At 59.9% G+C, this 19,929-nt stretch carries 18 protein-coding genes; 9 read left to right on the top strand and 9 right to left on the bottom strand.

All coding sequences use genetic code 11. The features are described 5' to 3' along the window. The first annotated feature begins 112 nt into the window (after window positions 1–112). The 4 genes from WA845_RS07060 to WA845_RS07045 all read left to right on the top strand — a co-directional run bounded on the left by WA845_RS07060 (window position 113) and on the right by WA845_RS07045 (window position 4,441). Window positions 113–1,363, top strand: coding sequence for a DUF3419 family protein (locus tag WA845_RS07060; protein ID WP_112553917.1), 1,251 nt, complete (start codon window positions 113–115; stop codon window positions 1,361–1,363). Continuing rightward, complete coding sequence (locus tag WA845_RS07055; protein ID WP_162719140.1) at window positions 1,360–2,079, top strand: methyltransferase; 720 nt, start codon at window positions 1,360–1,362, stop codon at window positions 2,077–2,079. Before WA845_RS07060 ends, WA845_RS07055 begins: the two co-directional genes overlap by 4 nt. A gap of 233 nt (window positions 2,080–2,312) precedes the next feature. Next, on the top strand, window positions 2,313–3,092 hold the full coding sequence (locus tag WA845_RS07050) for a GH25 family lysozyme (protein WP_112553921.1): 780 nt from the start codon (window positions 2,313–2,315) through the stop codon (window positions 3,090–3,092). A 122-nt stretch (window positions 3,093–3,214) separates the two neighbouring features. Further along, window positions 3,215–4,441, top strand: a complete 1,227-nt coding sequence (locus WA845_RS07045) for a lytic murein transglycosylase (RefSeq protein ID WP_112553923.1) — start codon at window positions 3,215–3,217, stop codon at window positions 4,439–4,441. Between the two features lie 465 nt (window positions 4,442–4,906). Here WA845_RS07045 and metF read toward each other — a convergent pair whose 3' ends face one another. From metF to ettA, 3 genes are all read right to left on the bottom strand, one after another. Then, complete coding sequence (metF, locus tag WA845_RS07040) at window positions 4,907–5,800, bottom strand: methylenetetrahydrofolate reductase [NAD(P)H] (protein ID WP_006697742.1); 894 nt, start codon at window positions 5,798–5,800, stop codon at window positions 4,907–4,909. 1 nt (window position 5,801) lies between these two features. Then, entirely contained in the window at window positions 5,802–6,815 is a 1,014-nt protein-coding gene (locus WA845_RS07035) for an ArsR/SmtB family transcription factor (protein ID WP_022556615.1), read from the bottom strand. Between the two features lie 159 nt (window positions 6,816–6,974). Further along, window positions 6,975–8,624, bottom strand: coding sequence for an energy-dependent translational throttle protein EttA (ettA, locus tag WA845_RS07030; RefSeq protein WP_022556616.1), 1,650 nt, complete (start codon window positions 8,622–8,624; stop codon window positions 6,975–6,977). Between the two features lie 147 nt (window positions 8,625–8,771). On the opposite strand from ettA, the gene WA845_RS07025 reads away from it, so the two are divergent. The 4 genes from WA845_RS07025 (at window position 8,772) to WA845_RS07010 (ending at window position 13,618) form a co-directional block, all read left to right on the top strand. Beyond that, window positions 8,772–9,752: an alpha/beta fold hydrolase gene (locus tag WA845_RS07025; RefSeq protein WP_112553925.1), complete on the top strand. Its 981-nt coding sequence runs from the start codon at window positions 8,772–8,774 to the stop codon at window positions 9,750–9,752. Between the two features lie 167 nt (window positions 9,753–9,919). Continuing rightward, window positions 9,920–11,122, top strand: a complete 1,203-nt coding sequence (locus WA845_RS07020; protein ID WP_112553927.1) for a CaiB/BaiF CoA transferase family protein — start codon at window positions 9,920–9,922, stop codon at window positions 11,120–11,122. Beyond that, window positions 11,119–12,786: a thiamine pyrophosphate-dependent enzyme gene (locus tag WA845_RS07015; protein ID WP_162719141.1), complete on the top strand. Its 1,668-nt coding sequence runs from the start codon at window positions 11,119–11,121 to the stop codon at window positions 12,784–12,786. The genes WA845_RS07020 and WA845_RS07015 overlap by 4 nt, the downstream gene beginning before the upstream one ends. Before the next feature lie 67 nt (window positions 12,787–12,853). Next, window positions 12,854–13,618, top strand: coding sequence for a pyridoxamine 5'-phosphate oxidase family protein (locus WA845_RS07010; RefSeq protein ID WP_112553929.1), 765 nt, complete (start codon window positions 12,854–12,856; stop codon window positions 13,616–13,618). Between the two features lie 269 nt (window positions 13,619–13,887). Here the strand turns inward: WA845_RS07010 and WA845_RS07005 are convergent, their stop codons facing one another. The 3 genes from WA845_RS07005 to WA845_RS06995 form a co-directional block, all read right to left on the bottom strand. Continuing rightward, window positions 13,888–14,229: a RidA family protein gene (locus tag WA845_RS07005; protein WP_004442838.1), complete on the bottom strand. Its 342-nt coding sequence runs from the start codon at window positions 14,227–14,229 to the stop codon at window positions 13,888–13,890. Window positions 14,230–14,279: 50 nt separating this feature from the next. Further along, on the bottom strand, window positions 14,280–14,618 hold the full coding sequence (locus WA845_RS07000; RefSeq protein WP_003522797.1) for a TIGR01244 family sulfur transferase: 339 nt from the start codon (window positions 14,616–14,618) through the stop codon (window positions 14,280–14,282). Between the two features lie 115 nt (window positions 14,619–14,733). Continuing rightward, a complete protein-coding gene (locus WA845_RS06995) occupies window positions 14,734–15,567 on the bottom strand; it encodes a DUF4432 family protein (RefSeq protein WP_112553931.1) in 834 nt (277 codons plus the stop codon). A 155-nt stretch (window positions 15,568–15,722) separates the two neighbouring features. Here WA845_RS06995 and WA845_RS06990 point away from each other — a divergent pair, with 155 nt between their 5' ends. Beyond that, window positions 15,723–17,108 carry a L,D-transpeptidase family protein gene (locus WA845_RS06990; RefSeq protein ID WP_004442842.1) on the top strand — a complete coding sequence of 462 codons (1,386 nt, stop codon included), beginning with the start codon at window positions 15,723–15,725 and terminating at the stop codon, window positions 17,106–17,108. A gap of 57 nt (window positions 17,109–17,165) precedes the next feature. On the opposite strand, the gene WA845_RS06985 is transcribed toward WA845_RS06990, so the two are convergent. From WA845_RS06985 to WA845_RS06975, 3 genes are all read right to left on the bottom strand, one after another. Further along, window positions 17,166–18,371 carry an MFS transporter gene (locus WA845_RS06985; RefSeq protein ID WP_337322238.1) on the bottom strand — a complete coding sequence of 402 codons (1,206 nt, stop codon included), beginning with the start codon at window positions 18,369–18,371 and terminating at the stop codon, window positions 17,166–17,168. A gap of 46 nt (window positions 18,372–18,417) precedes the next feature. Then, window positions 18,418–19,041: a TetR/AcrR family transcriptional regulator gene (locus WA845_RS06980; protein ID WP_162719166.1), complete on the bottom strand. Its 624-nt coding sequence runs from the start codon at window positions 19,039–19,041 to the stop codon at window positions 18,418–18,420. Between the two features lie 168 nt (window positions 19,042–19,209). Continuing rightward, window positions 19,210–19,926 (bottom strand): ParA family protein, encoded by a 717-nt coding sequence (locus WA845_RS06975; protein ID WP_112553935.1) that lies wholly within the window; start codon window positions 19,924–19,926, stop codon window positions 19,210–19,212. Between the last annotated feature and the right edge of the window lie 3 nt (window positions 19,927–19,929).

Below are 19,929 nucleotides of genomic sequence, written 5' to 3'. Positions count from 1 at the left end.
CCCGTCTGGTTTTCCAGCGTCTCCATCATTCCCCACCTTCGCCCACAGCCCCTGTCATCAAACTGTAGCGTCACGGCTGTAGACGCCTCTCAATCGACTGAGAGGTGAACAAATGACGAGTGCGGCACCCAAGACCGGCTTCAGCAAGAACACGAAACTGAAGTCCGCATTGCTCCAGCACAAGGCTCTCTCGAAAAGCGGCCTCTCCGAGCGGTTCTTCGGCGTTCTCTTCTCCGGCCTCGTCTATCCGCAAATCTGGGAAGATCCCGAGATCGACATGGAGGCGATGGAGCTGGGCGAAGGTCACCGTATCGTCACCATCGGTTCCGGCGGCTGCAACATGCTGGCCTATCTCTCGCGCAACCCGGCCAGCATCGACGTGGTTGACCTCAATCCGCATCACATTGCGCTGAACAAGCTGAAGCTCGCCGCCTTCCGCCATCTGCCCGCCCATCAGGACGTGGTGCGTCACTTCGGCCGCGCCAATATGCGCAGCAATAGCCACGGTTATGATCGCTTCATCGCCGAACATCTCGATGCCACGACCAAGGCTTACTGGTCGAAGCGCACGCTTTCTGGCCGTCGTCGCATTTCGGTGTTTGACAGGAACATCTATCACACCGGCCTGCTCGGACGCTTCATCGGCGCAGGCCATCTCATGGCCAGGCTGCACGGTGTGAAGCTCACCGAAATGGCCAGGACCCGGACGCTCGAAGAACAGCGCCAGTTTTTCGACAGCAAGGTCGCGCCGCTCTTCGACAAGAAGGTGGTCCGCTGGTTGACGAAACGCAAAAGCTCCCTCTTCGGTCTCGGCATTCCGCCCCGCCAATATGACGAACTGGCAAGCCTTTCCGATGACGGCACGGTTGCCTCGGTTCTGAAGCAGCGGCTGGAGAAACTCGCCTGCAACTTTCCGCTGAGCGACAATTATTTTGCCTGGCAGGCCTTTGCACGCCGTTATCCGGAGCCGCATGAAGGCTCTTTGCCCGCCTATCTCAAGTCGGAATATTACGAGACAATCCGCAACAATACGGCACGCGTCACCGTGCATCACGCCACCTACACCGAGCTTCTCTCCAAAAAGCCGGCAAGCGCCGTCGACCGCTATATCCTCCTGGACGCGCAGGACTGGATGACGGATGTGCAGCTCAACGAATTGTGGTCGCAGATCAGCCGCACCGCCGCATCGGGCGCTCGCGTCATCTTCCGCACCGCAGCCGAAAAGAGCGTGATCGAAGGCCGGCTTTCCCCCGATATCCGCAATCAGTGGGTCTATCTGGAAGAGCGCTCCAGCGAGCTCAACGCCTTGGACCGCTCGGCCATTTATGGCGGTTTCCATATTTACCAGAGGGCTATGGCATGAAAACCGTCGGTGAGAATGTAAGTCTTGCAGATAGTGCACATGCGAGCCTGATGGACCGCATGTATCGCCACCAGCGGCATATCTACGATATCACCCGCAAATATTACCTTCTTGGCCGCGACCGGACCATTTCCGGCCTGAACGTACCAAAGGGCGGCACGCTCCTGGAAGTCGGCTGCGGCACCGGTCGCAACCTGCTGCTGGCCGGCCGCAGGTTTCCTGACGCGAAACTATTCGGCCTCGACATCTCCGCCGAAATGCTGCTGACCGCAGCCGAGAATTTCGCCGGCAGGGCGGAACGCCCGATTTTACGCGTGGCCGACGCCACCGCTTTCCGCCCCTCCGAGTTCGGTCAGCCCGACGGGTTCGACCGGGTCATGATTCCGTATGCGCTGTCGATGATACCGGACTGGGAAAAGGCAGTGGAACAGGCGCTCAAGGCGCTGAAACCCGGTGGCGCGCTGCATATTGTCGATTTCGGCCAGCAGGAACAGCTGCCGAAGTGGTTCCGCACGCTCCTGCACGGCTGGCTCACGCGCTTCCATGTTACGCCCCGCGCCAATCTTCGCTATGTTCTGGCCAATATGGCAGGCTGTTTTGATGGCAACCTCGAATTTGAGGAAATCGCCCGTGGTTACGCTTGGCGGGCTGTCATTACCCTTCCGGTCACTGAAGCGCAGCAACCGAAAATCCACCGCATCCTGGCCGAGGCCTGATTGCAGAAGGTAGAACGGACCCCGCGCAGCGCCGAGGGGCGTCACCGTCAAGGCTCCTGCAGCGCCTTATTCGGCGATGAATGCGCAAATCGCTTCAAATCCAGCGACTGTCGGGTGCAAAAAGCACGTTGCCACTTGCCATATCAGTTTGTTTACCATGTTATGCGTAAATCGGGAGATACGGCGCGCGGTTTTGGCGGCCGTATAGGGGCAATATTTTCATCAGGGTTCCAATGCGGCTGCGTTTATCGGCACTATTGTCGGCTTTGCTGTTGATCGGCGGCTGCAACTCCACGAGTTACGATCTGCTCGAAACCGCGTCCGTATCCAAGCCAAAATTTTCCGATACCGACCCGCAGGATTTCGGCGTCAACAACCCGCACCGCCATGAGGTGCACGGCATCGACGTGTCCAAATGGAATGGCGATGTCGACTGGCAGACCGTGCGCAAGTCGGGCGTGTCATTCGTCTTCATCAAGGCAACGGAGGGGTCGGATCGAATCGATCCGAAATTCGGCGACCATTGGCGCAGCGCCGCAGCCGCGAATATTCTGCATGCGCCTTACCACTTCTATTATTTCTGCTCGACGGCAGACGCGCAGGCCGACTGGTTCATTCGCAACGTGCCGAAGGACGCCGTTACTTTGCCACCGGTTCTCGACGTCGAGTGGAACCCTGCCTCCCCCACCTGCAAGACGCGCCCGGCCCCCGGCATCGTACGCGCCGAAATGCAGCGCTTCCTCGATCGCATCGAAGCCCATTACGGCAAACGTCCGATTATCTATACCTCGGTTGATTTCCACCGCGACAATCTCGTCGGCCAGTTCAAGGACTATCATTTCTGGGTGCGGTCCGTCGCCGCGCATCCGACCAAGATCTATGAAGACCGGCAATGGGCCTTCTGGCAATATACCGCAACAGGCGTCGTACCCGGCGTAAATGGCCCGACCGACATCAACGTCTTTGCCGGAAGCGAGAAAAACTGGCGGGAATGGATCGCTTCGGCCAAATAGGACGGCCAAGAAGCAACACTTTCCAAAATTCGGCGTTGTTCAACCACGTCAGATCGCCCGATCCGTTTTTTTGTCGCAAACATATGGGTAAAGCGGGCTAACAACCTATCGAGGAAATTCCCATGCCCACGTTCCGGTCGCGCAGCATCATCTTTGCCGCCGCTCTGTCTCTTTTGTCTTCCAGCGCAGCCCTCGCCACGCCACCGGTTGCATCGCCTGACGATCCTAAGCAGGTCGCCTGCGGTGGTGATCTCGGTACGTTTCTTGAAGGCGTCAAGGCCGATGCGCTTGCCAAGGGCATTCCGGCAGATGCGATCCAGAAGGCATTGGCGGGCGCACAGATCGACCAGAAGGTGCTATCGCGTGACCGCGCGCAGGGCGTTTTCCGCCAGACTTTCCTCGAATTCTCGCAGCGCACCGTCAGCCAGGCTCGTCTCGATATCGGCCGCAGGAAGCTGCAGGAGCTCTCCTCCACCTTCGCCCGCGCCGAAAACGAGTTCGGCGTGCCCGCTGGCGTCATTGCCGCCTTCTGGGCCATGGAGACCGATTTTGGCGCCGTTCAGGGCGATTTCAATACCCGCAACGCGCTGGTAACCCTGTCGCATGATTGCCGCCGCCCGGAGCTCTTCCGCCCGCAGCTGCTCGCGCTGATCGAAATGGTTCAGCATGGCGATCTCGATCCTGCCACCAATACGGGCGCATGGGCCGGCGAAATTGGCCAGGTGCAGATGCTGCCGAAGGATATCATCGCCTTCGGCGTCGATGGTGACGGTGACGGCCACATCAACGTCAAGAGCAGTGCGCCCGATGCCATTCTGACGGCTGCAAAATTCATCCAGCACCTCGGCTTCAAAAAGGGCGAACCCTGGATTCAGGAAGTTTCCCTGCCCGAGAACCTGCCCTGGGAAAAATCCGGCCTTGGCGGTCCGCTGACCGCCGGCGAATGGTTTGCGCTTGGCGTCACACCGCGCGATGGCAACAAGAACTTCGCCGCCCTTCCCGCCGCACTCATCATGCCGCAGGGCCGCAAAGGTCCGACTTTCCTCACCTATCCGAACTTCAACATCTATCTGGAATGGAACCAGTCGTTCATCTACACGACCTCGGCCGCCTATTTCGCTACCCGCCTGATGGGCGGCCCGGTCTATGACAAGGGCAACCCAGATCCCGGCTTTGATGACGCCACCATGAAGCAGCTTCAGACCAAGCTCGAAGCACGCGGCCATAATGTCGGCAAGGTGGATGGCATTCTCGGTTCTGGCACCCGCGTCGCCATCCAGAAGGAACAGCAGCGCCTCGGCATGCCGGCGGACGGCTGGCCTACGGCAGCTCTTTTACAGGCGCTTTAACCTGTCTTAACGCTGCTCTCCGGCCCTTAATCTGTCGGCCGGAATCAAGGCGGAAATCGTTAATCTCGACCGGATGACTGGGGATAAAACCCCGGTCATTTACTTTTTTTAAACACATGAAGCACTGCGTGATAAGAAAATAACCATTCATTTTCAAATAATTACGGAAATTCCTTTTTTGAGGCCCTGAAAGACGTGCTGCACCGCATCACAAAAACCGCTTTTCAACTGCCACAAAACGGTCATATTATCGAAGCTGTCAACAAGAGGAGGCACCCATGGGACTTACAAAATCTCTCAATGCCTTGGCAGTCGGTTTGGCGTTTTTGTTCGTAGCGATGATGCTTTTCATCTGACGAGACGTGAAGACCAAACGCAGTGAAGAACCGTAGATGACACGAATTTAAAAAGCGCAGGTCCCGAGGGACCTGCGCTTTTTTCTGTCCGAAAATAGACTGGCTGAAATCACGCGGCGCTGCGGCGCAGACGCTCCAGGCCCAGATTTTCAAGCACGGCATCCACCAGCGGCGCGCGGTTCATGGTATAGAGGTGGAACTCATTGACGCCGCGCCGCTGGAGATCGGCGATCTGCTCGGCCGCAACCTCTGCAGCCACGCGGGCGCGGCCCTCCAGATCCTCGTCATAGCCTTCAAAACGCTCATCCAGAAACGCAGGAATGCTTGTGCCGCAACGTCCGGCGAAACGCTTGAGCTGGGTGAGATTCTGGATCGGCATGATGCCCGGAACCACTGGAATGGTGATCCCCGCCGCCGTAACCCGTTCCATGTAACGTTCGAACACGTCATTATCGAAGAAGAACTGCGTCAGCGCCCGGGTAGCGCCATTATCCGCCTTGCGCTTCAGCATGTCGATATCAACAGCTTCACTTGCGCTTTCCGGATGCTTTTCAGGATAGGCAGAGACGGAAATCTCAAAGTCGCCCAGCTCCTTGAGGCCCTTTACCAGCGCCGCGGCGTTCTCGTAACCCTGCGGATGCGGCTGGTAAGCCGTGCCGATACCAGTGGAGGGATCACCGCGCAGCGCCACGAAATGACGAACGCCCGCATTACGAAACTCGTCGACGACCTGGTGCACCTCATCGCGGCTCGCGTCCACGCAGGTCAGATGTGCGGCCGTCGCCAGGTGGCTGTCACCGATCATCCGGCGCACCGCGTCCAGCGTCGGCGCCTTGGTGGAACCACCGGCACCGTAGGTGACGGAGACGAAATCCGGGTTCCACTTCTTGAGTTCGGCAACCGTTTCCCAGAGCTGGGTTTCCATCTCGGCGTTCTTGGGCGGGAAAAATTCGAAAGACAACCGGATGTCGCCATCACGGCGTGCGGTTTCCGACCTCAACATATCATGCCCTCCCGGAGCGAAGTAAAACCGCCTCTTGCGCCACATCGTCTGCCATCAGCAGCCGCTGGTCGCGGGCAACCCAGATCGTAACGTCCAAAGCCTCGTCGGACGCCTTTTCAGAACGCAGATCGACGGCACGTTCCAGAGAAAGCCCGGCCTTCTTCATCCACTCTTCCATCAGCGGGTGCGAGAAGCCTAGCCGCACATGCGCGTGTTCGTCGCGCAGATATTCAAAGGAATGCGGCGCAAGATCGATGACGATCAACCGACCGCCCGGACGCAGCATACGCGCGGCTTCCGAAAGGGCGATCTCCGGCTGGTCGAGAAAATGCAGCACCTGATGGATGACGATCAGATCGAAATCCTGTCCCTCAAGCGGCAGATTGAGAATATCGCCATGGCGCACGGAGGCGTTCACGACGCCCGCCTTGTCCAGATTGGCGCGTGCCACCGAAAGCATGTCGCGGCTCGCATCCACGCCGATGGCACGGCGATAAATGCCGCTCAGAAGCTGCAGGATACGGCCGGTGCCCGTGCCGAGATCGAGCAGCGAATCGACGGGCGTGGTGCCCACCAGCTTCAGCAGCGCGCCTTCCACGGCTTCGTCGCTGACATGCAGGCGACGCAGTTCGTCCCAGGCGGACGCATTACGGCTGAAATAATCCTGCGCCCGCTCCGCCCTCACCCGCTTGACGGCGGCCAGTCGCTCACTGTCACGCTGAAGAACCGCGTCGGAAGGCGAGGCCGCTGCAAGCAACTGCCGAACGACACCCGCAGGCTCGCCATCCTGCCGCAAGCGAAAATAGGCCCACGCACCTTCCTGATAACGCTCGATCAGCCCCTCTTCCGTCAAAAGCTTGAGGTGACGGGAGATACGCGGCTGCGACTGGCCAAGGATTTCCGTAAGGTCGGTCACCGTCAGATCGCCGGCCGAAAGAAGCGCCAGCAACCGGAAGCGCGTCGGCTCACCCGCCGCCTTCAGGAGATCCACCAATTTGTCCAGACCGAACGCCACTCTGCCGCGCCTCGCAAGCTAATCAAGATATAAAGATATCTTTATGTCGATGCGGCGCGAGATGCAAGCGCAAAGTGCCGCGCGAGACGATCATCTCCACTTATTACACGGAGAAAAGCCCGCTTTGCGGCGGGCCTTTTTGAAGTGATGACAAACGGATCAGCGTGTCAGACGCTTGTAGCTCACGCGGCCGGGCTTGATGCTTTCCGGGCCGAGGCGACGGACCTTGTCCTTTTCGTAGTCTTCAAAGTTGCCTTCGAACCATTCCACGTGGCTGTCACCCTCGAAAGCGAGAATGTGGGTCGCGAGGCGGTCCAGGAACATGCGGTCGTGGCTGATGATAACGGCGCAGCCGGCGAAGGCTTCCAGAGCTTCTTCAAGTGCCGCCAGCGTTTCCGTATCAAGGTCGTTGGTCGGTTCGTCGAGCAGCAGTACGTTGCCGCCCGCCTTCAGCATCTTGGCAAGGTGCACGCGGTTGCGCTGACCACCCGAGAGGTTGCCGACCTTCTGTTGCTGATCGCCGCCCTTGAAGTTGAAGGCGCCGCAATAGGCGCGCGAGTTCACTTCGAACTTGCCGAGCTTGATGATGTCGTTGCCGCCGGAGATTTCTTCCCACACGGTCTTGTCACCCGCCAGCGCGTCGCGGCTCTGGTCGACGTAACCGAGCTGGACGGTATCACCGACCGTGATCGAACCGCTATCCGGCTGCTCCTGACCCGTGATCATCTTGAACAGCGTGGTCTTGCCAGCGCCGTTCGGGCCGATGACGCCGACAATACCGCCCGGGGGCAGCTTGAAGGACAGGTTCTCAATCAGCACGCGGTCGCCATAGGATTTGGTGAGGTTCTCAGCCTCGATGACGACGCGGCCCAGACGCTCAGCGACCGGAATGACGATCTGCGCATCGCCGGGACGGCGGTTTTCCGCTGCTTCCACCAGCTCGTCATAGGCCTTGATACGCGCCTTGGACTTCGTCTGGCGGGCCTTGGGGCTGGAGGCGATCCATTCCTGTTCGCGGCTGATGGCCTTCTGACGCGAAGCATCTTCGCGGGCTTCCTGCTGCATGCGCTTGGCTTTCGCCTGCAGATAAGCGGAGTAATTGCCCTCGTAAGGAATGCCGCGACCACGATCGAGCTCGAGAATCCAGCCCGTCACGTTGTCGAGGAAGTAGCGGTCGTGGGTGATCATCATCACGGCGCCGGGATAGTCGCGCAGGTGCTTTTCGAGCCAGGCGATGGTTTCAGCGTCCAGATGGTTGGTCGGTTCGTCGAGCAGCAGCAGGTCCGGCTGCGACAGCAGCAAACGGCACAGTGCCACGCGGCGGCGCTCACCACCCGAAAGGCCGGTCACCGGCGAATCGCCGGGCGGGCAGCGCAGGGCGTCCATGGCCATTTCGACCTGATTTTCGAGGTCCCACAGGTTCTGGCTGTCGATGATGTCCTGAAGCTTCGCGCCCTCTTCCGCCGTTTCGTCGGAATAGTTCATCATCAGCTCGTTGTAGCGGTCAACGATCGCCGTCTTGCTCGCCACGCCTTCCATGACGTTTTGCATCACGGTCTTGTTTTCGTCGAGCTTCGGCTCCTGCTCGAGATAACCGAGCGTCGCACCTTCGGCGAGCCACGCCTCACCGGTATATTCCTTGTCAAGGCCGGCCATGATCTTGAGAACGGTCGACTTACCCGCGCCGTTCGGGCCGAGGATACCGATCTTGGCGTCAGGGTAGAAGGAGAGATGCACATTCTCCAGAACCTTCTTCGCGCCATAGGACTTGTTCAGCCCAGCCATGTGATAGATGAATTGACGTGCCATTGTAGCGAATGCTCCACATCGGATTTTTAAGAGTACGTATCGGGAAATTTGCCGCTATGTAGGGTAAATAGGACCTTGGGGCAACCTCTGGCACGATTATGACCCCATGATTATGACACGCTGCGCGATGAGACGACGGGTGCGACGATGAATGAGACGACCGATAACTTCGCATTCAGCCGGATTGAGAGGCTGGAAGCCCCTTCCGGCGCATCCATCGCCTTCCGTCATCAACCTTCCGCCCTTGCGCCCGCCCGCGGCGTGCTGATGATCTGCCACGGCCTTGTGGAACATGCCGGCCGTTACCGCCGTTTTGCCGACGTCATGTCGCAGCAGGGTTTCGAGGTCTATGCCCACGATCATCGCGGCCACGGTCGCACGAAAGCGGCGGATGCGCCTCTTGGCCGTTTTGCCTGGAAGGATGGCGCGGACAAGGTCGTGGCCGACGTCATGGCGATGCGCCGGCTGGCCGGCGAGCGGCATCCCGGCCTGCCGGTGATCCTGTTCGGCCACTCCATGGGGGGCCTCGTGGCGCTCAATACCGCTGTCAGTTACCCCGACGCCTTCGATGGTCTGTCGATCTGGAATTCCAATCTCAATCCCGGTCTCATGGGCCGTTTCGCGCAGATTGTGTTGCGGCTGGAAAAAATGCTGAAAGGCTCGGATGTGCCGAGCGCCATCCTGCCGAAAGCCACTTTCCGCGCCTGGAACGCGAAAATGCCGGAAAAGCGCACCCATGCGGACTGGCTGAGCCACGACAAGGCGGCGGTGGACGCCTATGTGGAAGACCCGCTCTGCCAGTTCGAGGCGAGCGTTTCCCTCTGGCAGGATGTCTTTGCACTCTCCTATCGCGGCCCGAAACTTATCGAGCGTCTGCCGAAGGCTTTGCCGCTTTTGCTGGTGAGCGGTGATGAGGACGCCGCCACCAATGACGGCAGGGAGATCGTGTGGCTTGCCGAACGTTTCCGGGAGGCGGGCTTCAGCCATGTCGAGCACACGATTTACAAGGGCATGCGGCACGAAACCCTGAACGAAATCGGCTGGCAGCCCGTCGTAGCGGATTTCGCCGCCTGGTGCGGCCGCGTCGTGGATGACAGTAAAACGCCCTCCCCGTCATTCCGGCCTTGAGCCGGAATGACGGAATTAGGGGACTCTCAAAATACCGAATGTCGAAGCTGCCGTGTCAACCCCAGTTTAGTGCCGTTCCAAAACGGAATAAGTCCATGAGATAAAATCACATGCGACGCGGCAAGCAGCGGTCTATAAACCGGCAGACACCAAGTACCGGGGGATAGATGACCGACAAGCCGAACAGGAAACCGCCGCTATCGGGCATCCGCGTCATCGAATTGGCGCGTGTTCTCGCCGGTCCCTGGGCGGGGCAGATGCTGGCCGATATGGGCGCAGACGTTATCAAGGTCGAAAACCCCGAAGGCGGCGATGATACACGTGCATGGGGACCGCCCTTCGTTGAGAGCAATGACGGAGAAAACCTCTCCGCCGCCTATTACCACGCCACCAATCGCGGCAAACGCTCCATCGTCGCCGATCTCAAAACACCCGAGGGCTGCGAACTGGTGCGCCGGCTGGTGCGCACCGCCGACGTCGTCATCGAGAATTTCAAGCGCGGCGGGCTTGCCAGATATGGCCTCGATTACGAAAGCCTGAGGGCGCTCAATCCAAAGCTGATCTATTGCTCCATCACCGGCTTCGGCCAGACCGGGCCCTATGCCGATCTCGCCGGATACGATTATATCGTGCAGGGCATGTCCGGCTTCATGTCGATTACGGGCGAAGCCGATGGACAGCCGATGAAGGCGGGCGTGGCGGTCGCCGATATCTTCACCGGCATCTATTCCGTATCGGCCATTCAGGCGGCACTGATCCACGCCATTCGATCTGGCGAAGGCCAGCATATCGACATGGCGCTTCTCGATGTGCAATCGGCCGTGCTCGCCAACCAGAACATGAATTACCTGATCTCCGGCAGGCCTCCCGTCCGGCTCGGCAACGCCCACCCGAATATCTCCCCCTATGAGGTGGTGCCAACGGCCGACGGCTTCCTGATCCTCGCGGTCGGCAATGACGGTCAGTTCCGCCGCCTCTGCAATATCCTCGGCATCGGCGCGATCGCCGATGACGAGCGATACGCGACAAACAAGGCCCGCGTGGCGCATAAGGTCGAGGTGCGGCAGATCGTTTCCACGGAGACGCTGAAATGGCAGAAGCGCGATCTTCTGACCGCCTGCGAGAAGAACGCCGTTCCCGCCGGACCGATCAATTCCATCGAGGAAATGTTCGCGGATCCGCAGGTGAAGGCACGCGGCCTCCGTATCGATCTGGAGGCGGAAGACGGCACTGTCATCCCCGGTGTCCGCACACCCATTATCATGTCTCAGACGCCGCTGCGTTATGAACGCCCGAGCCCTAAGCTCGGCGAACATCAGGCGCAGGTGCTGGCCGAACTGGAAAACATCGAAAGGACCACGACGCCATGACTGCAGCCGGAATGAAAAGAACAGGCGGGCAATTGATCGTCGAAGCGCTGAAGGCCAATGGTGTCTCCCGCGTTTCCTGCGTTCCGGGCGAAAGCTATCTGGCCGTTCTGGATGCGCTTTATGAAAGCGGCATCGAAACCGTGGTCTGCCGTCAGGAAGGCGGCGCAGCCATGATGGCCGATACCTGGGGGCGGCTGACGGGTGAGCCTGGCATCTGCATGGTGACCCGTGGCCCCGGTGCCACAAATGCTTCGGCCGGTCTGCACATTGCAAGGCAGGATTCCATTCCGATGATCCTGTTCATCGGTCAGGTGCAGCGGGATGCCCGCGAGCGCGAGGCCTTTCAGGAAGTGGAATATCGCCGCGCCTTTACCGAATTCGCAAAATGGGTGGGCGAGATCGATGATGCCCGCCGCATTCCCGAATTCGTTACCCGCGCTTTTGCCGTCGCCACTTCCGGCCGCCCCGGCCCCGTGGTGCTGACGCTGCCCGAAGACATGCTGGTGGAAGAGGTCGAAGCTCCCGAGGCAAAGCCCTATACGCCCGTCGAGGCACATCCAGGCCTGTCGCAAATGGCCGCCTTCGCCAAAATGCTGGGCGAGGCAAAACGCCCGGTCTTCATCGCCGGCGGCACCCGCTGGTCCGAGGAAAGCGTCACGGGCTTCAAGGCTTTTGCAGAAAAGCACAAACTTCCCGTGGGCTGTTCATTCCGCCGCCAGATGCTGTTTGATCATCTGAGCCCCTCATACGCAGGCGATGTCGGCATCGGCATCAACCCGGCACTGGCCAGGGAAATCAAGGAAGCCGACCTCGTGGTGCTGCTCGGTGGCCGCCTCTCCGAAATGCCCTCCTCCGGTTATACGCTGCTCGATATTCCCTACCCGTCGCAGAAGCTCATCCATATCTATCCGGAGGCGGAAGAGCTTGGCCGCGTCTATCGGCCGGACCTCGCTATCTGCGCCTCCCCGAACGATTTCGTTGCCGCCCTTGCCTCCATCGATCTTGCCGGCAATGCCGCCTGGGCCGATCGCACGGCCTCAATGCATGAGGCCTATCTCAAATGGTCAACGCCGCCGCAGACAGGCCCCGGCGCCGTGCAGATGGGTCCGATCATGGACTGGATCGAGGCGAACGTTGCTGAAGACGCCATCTTCACCAATGGCGCCGGCAATTACGCCACCTGGCTGCACCGCTTCCACCGCTTCCGCCGCTTCAATACGCAATCGGCCCCGACATCAGGCTCCATGGGTTACGGCCTGCCGGCGGCGGTGGCCGCCAAGCACCTGTTCCCGGAACGCGAGGTGATCTGCTTTGCCGGTGACGGTTGCTTCATGATGCACGGGCAGGAATTCATCACCGCCGTGCGTTACGGGCTGCCAATCATCACCGTGCTGGTCAATAACGGCACCTATGGCACGATCCGCATGCATCAGGAGCGGGAATATCCCGGTCGTGTCAGCGGCACCGATCTCGTCAATCCGGATTTCAACGCCTTTGCCAAAGCCTATGGCGGACACGGCGAAACGGTGGAAAGAACGCAAGACTTCGCCGCCGCCTTCGAACGGGCACGGGCAAGCGGCAAACCGGCGATCATCGAGGTGAAGCTGGATGCGGAAGCGATCACGCCGACGCGTACCCTGACGCAGATCAGAACCCGAAGCTGATATCGCGCATGGACATGGCTTCGGCATGGTGTAAATCCTGACTGTGACTCACAGCTTAGGAAACGCCATGCCGGATACAGCCCCTCCCGTCATCACCCCACGCGGCGCGAAGATCGAGCCCTCGGCCGGCGCGCCTTTCGAGGCAGTGCGCGTGGCCCGCGATGTGCTGCACGCGTCCCGCACGGCAGCACTCGCCACGCTCGATCCCGTCAGCGGTTATCCCTATACAACCGCGACCAATATCGGCATCGAGCCGGATGGCACGCCGTTCTTCTTTGCGGCCGGGCTGACGCTGCACGCCCGCAACATGGAAAGCGATTCGCGTATCTCGCTGACACTCGCCCCTTTCGGCAAGGGTGACGCGCTGACGCTGCCGCGCCTGACACTGGTGGGCAGGGCGGAACAAATCAGCCCGGATGAAGTGCCGATCGCCATCGCGCGCTACGTTGCCCGCTACCCCAAAGCGAAACTTTATCTCTCCCTTCCCGACACAAGGCTTTACCGGCTGCGGACGGAAGGCGTGCAGATTAATGGCGGCCCGGCCCGCAACGCCAGCAATATCATCCCCGCCGATCTGCGCACCGATCTGTCAGGCGCAGAAGAACTGATGGCGGCGGCGGAAAGCGAAGCGACCCGCCTTAACGCCATCAAGGGCGAAGCAGCTCGGCTCGCCGCTCTAGCTGGCGCAAAGGCTGGCCGCTGGACGATCACCTCCATCGATCCGGATGGTATCGATTTCGCCTCGGCCAGCGATCTGGCCCGGCTTTGGTTTACGGAGCGGGTGACGACGCTGAAGCAGTTTGAGAAGGCGCTTGCTTCGCCGGTGAGGTGACGGACGCAAGCGATTCAAAAAACATGAAAATTGCTTCTACTTGGCATTTTGTGGCCATGTCGCCGCGCCGCGCCGTCACCCCGGACTAGATCCGGGGTCCAGCGCGATCAAGTCCTTGATCGCGAGAGACTCTTTTCACGGCGCAGACGCGCCGTGGCTGGATGCCGGGTCAAGCCCGGCATGATGGGGCGAGTTTTTGACCCCATCCCATCAAAAAAGGCCGGGCCGCATTCCGCGACCCGGCCTTTTCTTAAAGATCAGACTGATGCTCAGAGAGCAGCGGTGACGATGAATTCAACCTTGTAATCCGGCGTTGCCAGCGCGGCTTCGCTGGTGGCGCGGGCCGGCGGGTTTGCCGGGTCGATCCAGCCTTCCCAGACAGCATTCATTTCGCCGAAGGTGGACATGTCGGAGAGGTAGATGATGGTCTGCAGGATCTTTGACTTGTCGGAACCGGCAGCAGCCAGCAGGCGGTCGACTTCAGCGAGAGCCGACTTGCTCTGTTCCGTCACGCTCGTACCTTCGCCAACCTGGCCGGCCAGATAAACGGTGTTGCCGTGAACGACGGCGCCGCTCATGCGCTTGCCCGGCTCGATACGCTTGATGGTCATGGAAAACTCCTGTTGATTGGCACTTGAAAAATAGAATGATGCGCGAAAAATCAGCCGCGCAGGTGATGGGTCTTCTCGTAGATCGCCGTGGAGCGCGCGCCGGAACGGCAATAGCCGAGCATCGGGCGCTGCAATTCATCGAGCGCATCCACCATGCCGGCAACGGCATCGGCGTCGACGCCATAGCGGCCGACCGGCACATGCATGATCGTCAGGCCAAGCTGCTCTGCACGCTCGGCAATATCGGCAAAAAGCGGCTGACCGTCTTCTTCGCCGTCCGGGCGGTGGCAGACGATCGACTTGAAGCCGAGTGCCTTGATCTCATCCAGATCGGCGACGCTGATCTGTCCAGTTACCGAATATTCGTCGTCTATGCGCCTGATATCCATGTCATGCCTCCTGAAACCGGCGTCCGCGCCGCTGGCCGTCATCCTTGAAATCCGCATCCGATGTAAGCGGTCAAATCCCATGCGTCAATGATGCCCGGTCTTCATTCGGTACGGCTCAGAGGATGGAAAAGCGCAGACCGAAGGAACGGCTTTCGCCCGGCTGAAGAATATTGAACTCACCGGCTGCCTCAAGCTCGCTACGCCCCACCCAGCGATGCGAAACCGGCTCGATGCCGAGCACGTTCGCCGGTGCCTGCTGGTTGCGCCACATCTGCAGATAGGGCAGCGTCTCCGTGCGAAAACGCACGGTGAGCGTCTTCCCGCCAATGGCCGTAATCGGGCCGAGTTTCAATTCCGCCCATTCAGTCTTGCCGGCCGAGACACAGAAAACACTGCCCGGCTCCTCGCCAAAACGCCAGCCATGGCCGCCGCCATCCAGCATTGCGCCTTCAAGCCGCACCGCATCGTCAAACAGGCGGCCGCCGACATTCATATGGTACATCAGGAATACTGGAATCGGCCGCCCGGACGTATTGACGATCCTGTCATCGAGGCTGACCTCGCCGCTTTCGCCATCGATCTTCCATGTCCGTTCCAGCAGCGCCGTGCCGCCATCGGCAAGCTTCACGGGAACCTCGACGCGCGCCAGCGCATTGGACTCGAGAACATCGAACGCGGTGATCGTTGCGGGATGCGAGGAGAAGGAGCCATGCAAGGGATATCGACGCCCCTCGCGGTCACCATCAATCGGTTCGGGATGACGGATATGATCGGGACCACAGGTAAAAAGAAAGCCTTCAAGCGAGTGGTCGATACGCGCATCGCCATCATCGGGAATGGCGCGGCCGGGCGCGATGTCTATGCCATCGACGACGCAGGCGCCGATATCGAAAACGGAGGTCTCATCGAGGAAAATGCGTGGCGATCTGCCAGCCTGAAACGAACGCAAGACAACCTCCCTGTGGCAGTAAAAACGCATGGTTCACGGAAACGCTACTAACCGTGACGGAAATTAAGATTGCATTAACCGCGAATTCACCTTTTTCACAATAGGGTCAAGATTACGGTGTGTTTATCGGTGACGAAGCAAGGGATAGCAGAATCGTGAAACAGTTTCTTAACGCAGCTCTGGGCCTGACGATCGCCGTGGCGTCGATTTTCGCTCCGCTACAGGCTGGCGCGCAGCAGCGTTATGGCGAACAGACCATGCTGGTTACGCCGGATGGCCGCGTTCTCGATTTCATGCCGGAACGTGGCGACATCGTCATCAGCCGTGATGCGATGGGCCGTACCGTGTTCTATGACCAGTACGGCAACCTGCTGGCCACCGAAATGCCCTCCGGCTACCAGCAGCGGCAGCAGGTACGCCAGCGCGACACCACCTATTATCCACCCGCCCCCGGTGGCCAGTATCGTGAGCCGCCGCGCGACTACGGTTATCAGGACAACGGCAACGTGCGCGATTATCGCGAATATCGCGGCGACGGCTCCGATGAGAATCTCTACACCGGTTCCGTGCCAGCCCCCGGCGCGGTGGAAAGCGGCCCGCTCGGCCAGCCGATGCCGGGAGAAAGCACCACGGCCGCCGTTCCGCAACCGGACCACCTGATCGAGCGGCATACGCCGGTAACGACGCCGGTCAACCGTTCCCGCCAGGAAATCGTCGCGCTCCAGACCTTCCTCGACCGCGAGGGCATCTCCCCCGGCGTGATCGACGGGAAGATGGGCGACAATGTCAACAAGGCCATAGCCGCCTGGCAAGACATGACGGGCGAAAAGCTCGACCCGAACAATTCAGAAGACATTCTGGAGCGCCTGCGCGCCTCGGGCGGCATGCCGATTGTGGATTACACGATCACCGCCGCCGATGCCGCCGGCCCCTACGTGGCCTCCATCCCGGACGACTATGCCGAGAAATCGCAGCTGCCTGCCCTCTCCTTCACGTCGACCTCGGAAGCGCTGGCCGAACGCTTCCACATGGATGAGAACTATCTGAAAGAGCTGAACCCCGGCGTCGATTTCTCCGTGCCCGGCACTATCATCAAGGTCGTCAATCCCGGCGAGGCGAAGAAGGGGCAGGTCGCCCGCATCGTTGCGCACAAGGGTATCAAGCAGGTCTTCGCCTATGGCCAGGACGGCAATCTGATTGCCGCCTATCCAGCCACGATCGGCTCCACGGACACCCCCTCGCCAAGCGGCACCCATACGGTAGAGCGTATCGCGCTCAATCCGGGCTACACCTATAATCCCAAGATCAACTTCAAGCAGGGTCAGAACGACAAGATCCTGCAGATCCCGCCGGGCCCGAACGGTCCTGTCGGCACGGTCTGGATCGCCCTGTCGAAGCCGACCTACGGCATTCACGGCACGCCGGAACCCTCGAAGATCGGCAAGACGAACAGCCATGGCTGTATTCGCCTGACCAACTGGGATGCCACCGAACTAGCGAAAATGGTCCGTCCCGGTGTGGTGGTCGAATTCGCGGAGTAAATCGACTGGAAGAAAAAGAAAAAGCCCGGTGGTCCGGGCTTCTTTAGTTATGACGTTTCAGTCGCGCTTTTCCGTCAGGAAATATAGCAGCGCCGCTACCGGAAGAGCAAAGCCGATCCAGGAGGCGGCTTGCCATTCGCCAACCGCATAGGCCCAGCCGCCAACGGCGGAACCAATTGCACCGCCCATGAAAAATGTCGCCATATAGATGCCGTTCAGGCGGCTGCGGAATTCCGCCCCCAGCGTGAAGATCGCCCGCTGCCCAAGCACCAGATTGGTGGTGACACCGAAATCCAGAACGATTGCGGCAATGACAAGAATGGCGAGCGCCAGATGCGATCCCTCGGGCGCAAGATGCGTGACGGCGAAAGAGAGTGCTACCGCCAGCAGTGCAAAGAATGTCGCCGCCCGCGTCCATCCGCGATCGGCCATCCGCCCGGCAATCGGGGCGGCGACGGTGCCGGCCGCACCAGCCAGTGCGAAGAGTGCGATCTCACCCTGGCTGAGATTGAAATGCGGCCCACTCAGATAAAGAGGCGTCGTGGTCCAGAACAGGCTGAAGGCCGCGAAGAGAAACGCATGATAGATCGCCCGCCGCCGCAGGACCGGCGTGTGAAGCGCCAGCCGGCCCATCGAAGCCATCAAGGCGCCATAGCTCAGCCGCGCTTCAGGCATACGGGTCGGCAGGAGCCGGAAAAGCACCACGGCAAGAAGCGCCATGACGGCCGCAGACGTCAGAAACACACCGCGCCAGGAGACAATTTCCGACAGAAGGCTGGAAACCGGCCGCGCCAGCATGATGCCGGCCATCAACCCACTCATGACATTGCCGACCACCCGCCCGCGAATGGCGTGCGGCGCCATATGGGCCGCATAGGGAACGATGACCTGCACCGCCACCGAACTGACCCCTACCAGGAAGGCTGCGATCAGAAACGGCGTCGCATGTGGCGCGAATGCTGCGGCCGCAAGGGAAAGCACCGCCATGGAGACGGAGCCGACGACCAGCTTGCGGTTTTCCACGAGATCGCCGAGCGGCACGACAAACAGCAGACCGATACCGTAACCGATCTGTGTCAGGGTCACGATCAGCCCCGTCGCGCCAGCGGAAAGACCAAGCTCCGCACCGATGATGCCGGCAAGCGGCTGACCATAATAAAGATTGGCCGCGATCAATCCGCAGGCTGTCGCCAGCAGGAAAGTCAAAGCCGGGGAAATGGATGGTGCCTGAATATCATCCCCATCAATCACACGCGTCGTCATCATTTTCTCCAATATGGAAACAATCGTTTCCTAAATATTCACAAAATTACTCGGCAAGCCTCATGGCAATATCCACCACGGCCACCATGTCTTTAAGGCTCCGCCCTGTCTTTCCCACCACGCGCATACCGTACATCATGCACAGCATCGCCCGCGCAAGATCATCGGGATCAGCCTTGGACCGCACGGAACCATCCTTCTGCCCTTCGGCAACGAGGCGGGCGACGATCCGCTCCCTCGCCTTCACGGCCCTCTCGACCACAACGGCGATGTCGTCGTCCAGTGCCGCCAGATCAGCAGCGGCACCAACCACCAGACATCCGTCGGAGCCGACACCGCCGTGGGATCGTTCGGCGTAAAACATCAGCCCCGCTCTCAGCCTCTCATAACCGGTGTCGAAACCGGCCACAGCTGCCTCAAAACGCTCGGTCTGTATGATCCTGTAGCGCTCCATCGTCGCGATGAAGACGGCTTTCTTATCCTTGAAGGCCTTGTAGAGGCTACCCTGGGCCAGCTCCATCGCATCGGTAAGATCGCCTACCGAGGTGGCGTGGTAACCGCGCCGCGAGAATACCTTGATCGCGCCATCGAGCGCGCGTTCAAGATCGAACTCGCGCGGTCTGCCGCGATGGCGCTGTTCCGGGGAATGGGGCTGGCTGAAATTGCTCATGAGCCGAATATAGGAAACGATCGTTTCCAAATCAAGCAAAAATTTCGCGCCATGAAGAGGTCGCGGGAGCGCCTCGTAAAGGCGCCTCTTCTCCGCATTTTTGTGGGGAACCCATTTCACCAAACCGTCGCACCGTCGCCGCAACCGGGCGGGATTCGCAACGCGAGGTCAGGCAGCCCTGCGTGTCACGAGACGTGCCAGGTGCGCAACGCGCCTCGGAAGTCTTTTCGGCAGGAGGTTGATGACTTCCTCGGCAAAGGCCGCCGCATTTTCTACCGCCTTGTCGATATTGCTAACCTTCTTGCCATCCAGACAGAGAAGCGTGCCGCCATAGTCGAAAATATCGCGATAGGCCGCCCGCTCGACAATCGCCGTGTTGAGCACGGAGACGTTCTTTTCCGCCAGCAGCATCTTGACGAGCAACAGCGAACGCGTTGCCACCATGGCGTTGACCCGTGTCAGCACGATGGAATGGGCGATCGCTTTGCCCATCTTGCGGTTCAGGAATTCGATGTGATCGAGAACTTCGGCAGCACCGCGCGCATCCATGGCCGATCCCTGCACCGGGATCAGAACATGATCGGAAATACCGAGAGCCATGGTCAAAAGCGGCGTTTTTGCGCCGGGCAGGTCAATGATGAAACAGTCTGTATTGGCCCGGTTTTCGCGAATGTGGCCTTCAAGCGAAGCCATCGTCACATGCGAAATCACTGACAGATTTGCTACCATGCCCGAGAGTTCGTACCAGCGGGAAATCCACAATTGCGGATCGGCATCCAGAACCGTCACCCGATGGCCGCTACGGGCGAGTTCGGTCGCCAGAAGCAGCACAGCCGTGGTTTTTCCGGCGCCGCCCTTGGTATTGGCGAAAGTGATGACTGACATGAT

It is taken from the genome of Agrobacterium sp. CMT1 (assembly GCF_037203725.1).
Taxonomy (GTDB): Bacteria; Pseudomonadota; Alphaproteobacteria; order Rhizobiales; family Rhizobiaceae; genus Agrobacterium; species Agrobacterium pusense.
Note: the sequence above shows the minus strand (reverse complement) of the source record. Positions and strands in the feature narration are given on the sequence as shown.

Bases quoted from the DNA above. Each gene is read 5' to 3' on its own strand.
- WA845_RS07060 (WP_112553917.1), top strand. From the start codon at position 113: ATGACGAGTGCGGCACCCAAGACCGGCTTCAGCAAGAACACGAAACTG.
- WA845_RS07055 (WP_162719140.1), top strand. From the start codon at position 1,360: ATGAAAACCGTCGGTGAGAATGTAAGTCTTGCAGATAGTGCACATGCG.
- WA845_RS07050 (WP_112553921.1), top strand. From the start codon at position 2,313: ATGCGGCTGCGTTTATCGGCACTATTGTCGGCTTTGCTGTTGATCGGC.
- WA845_RS07045 (WP_112553923.1), top strand. From the start codon at position 3,215: ATGCCCACGTTCCGGTCGCGCAGCATCATCTTTGCCGCCGCTCTGTCT.
- metF (WP_006697742.1), bottom strand. From the start codon at position 5,800: ATGTTGAGGTCGGAAACCGCACGCCGTGATGGCGACATCCGGTTGTCT.
- ettA (WP_022556616.1), bottom strand. From the start codon at position 8,624: ATGGCACGTCAATTCATCTATCACATGGCTGGGCTGAACAAGTCCTAT.
- WA845_RS07025 (WP_112553925.1), top strand. From the start codon at position 8,772: ATGAATGAGACGACCGATAACTTCGCATTCAGCCGGATTGAGAGGCTG.
- WA845_RS07020 (WP_112553927.1), top strand. From the start codon at position 9,920: ATGACCGACAAGCCGAACAGGAAACCGCCGCTATCGGGCATCCGCGTC.
- WA845_RS07015 (WP_162719141.1), top strand. From the start codon at position 11,119: ATGACTGCAGCCGGAATGAAAAGAACAGGCGGGCAATTGATCGTCGAA.
- WA845_RS07010 (WP_112553929.1), top strand. From the start codon at position 12,854: ATGCCGGATACAGCCCCTCCCGTCATCACCCCACGCGGCGCGAAGATC.
- WA845_RS07005 (WP_004442838.1), bottom strand. From the start codon at position 14,229: ATGACCATCAAGCGTATCGAGCCGGGCAAGCGCATGAGCGGCGCCGTC.
- WA845_RS07000 (WP_003522797.1), bottom strand. From the start codon at position 14,618: ATGGATATCAGGCGCATAGACGACGAATATTCGGTAACTGGACAGATC.
- WA845_RS06985 (WP_337322238.1), bottom strand. From the start codon at position 18,371: ATGACGACGCGTGTGATTGATGGGGATGATATTCAGGCACCATCCATT.
- WA845_RS06980 (WP_162719166.1), bottom strand. From the start codon at position 19,041: ATGAGCAATTTCAGCCAGCCCCATTCCCCGGAACAGCGCCATCGCGGC.
- WA845_RS06975 (WP_112553935.1), bottom strand. From the start codon at position 19,926: ATGTCAGTCATCACTTTCGCCAATACCAAGGGCGGCGCCGGAAAAACC.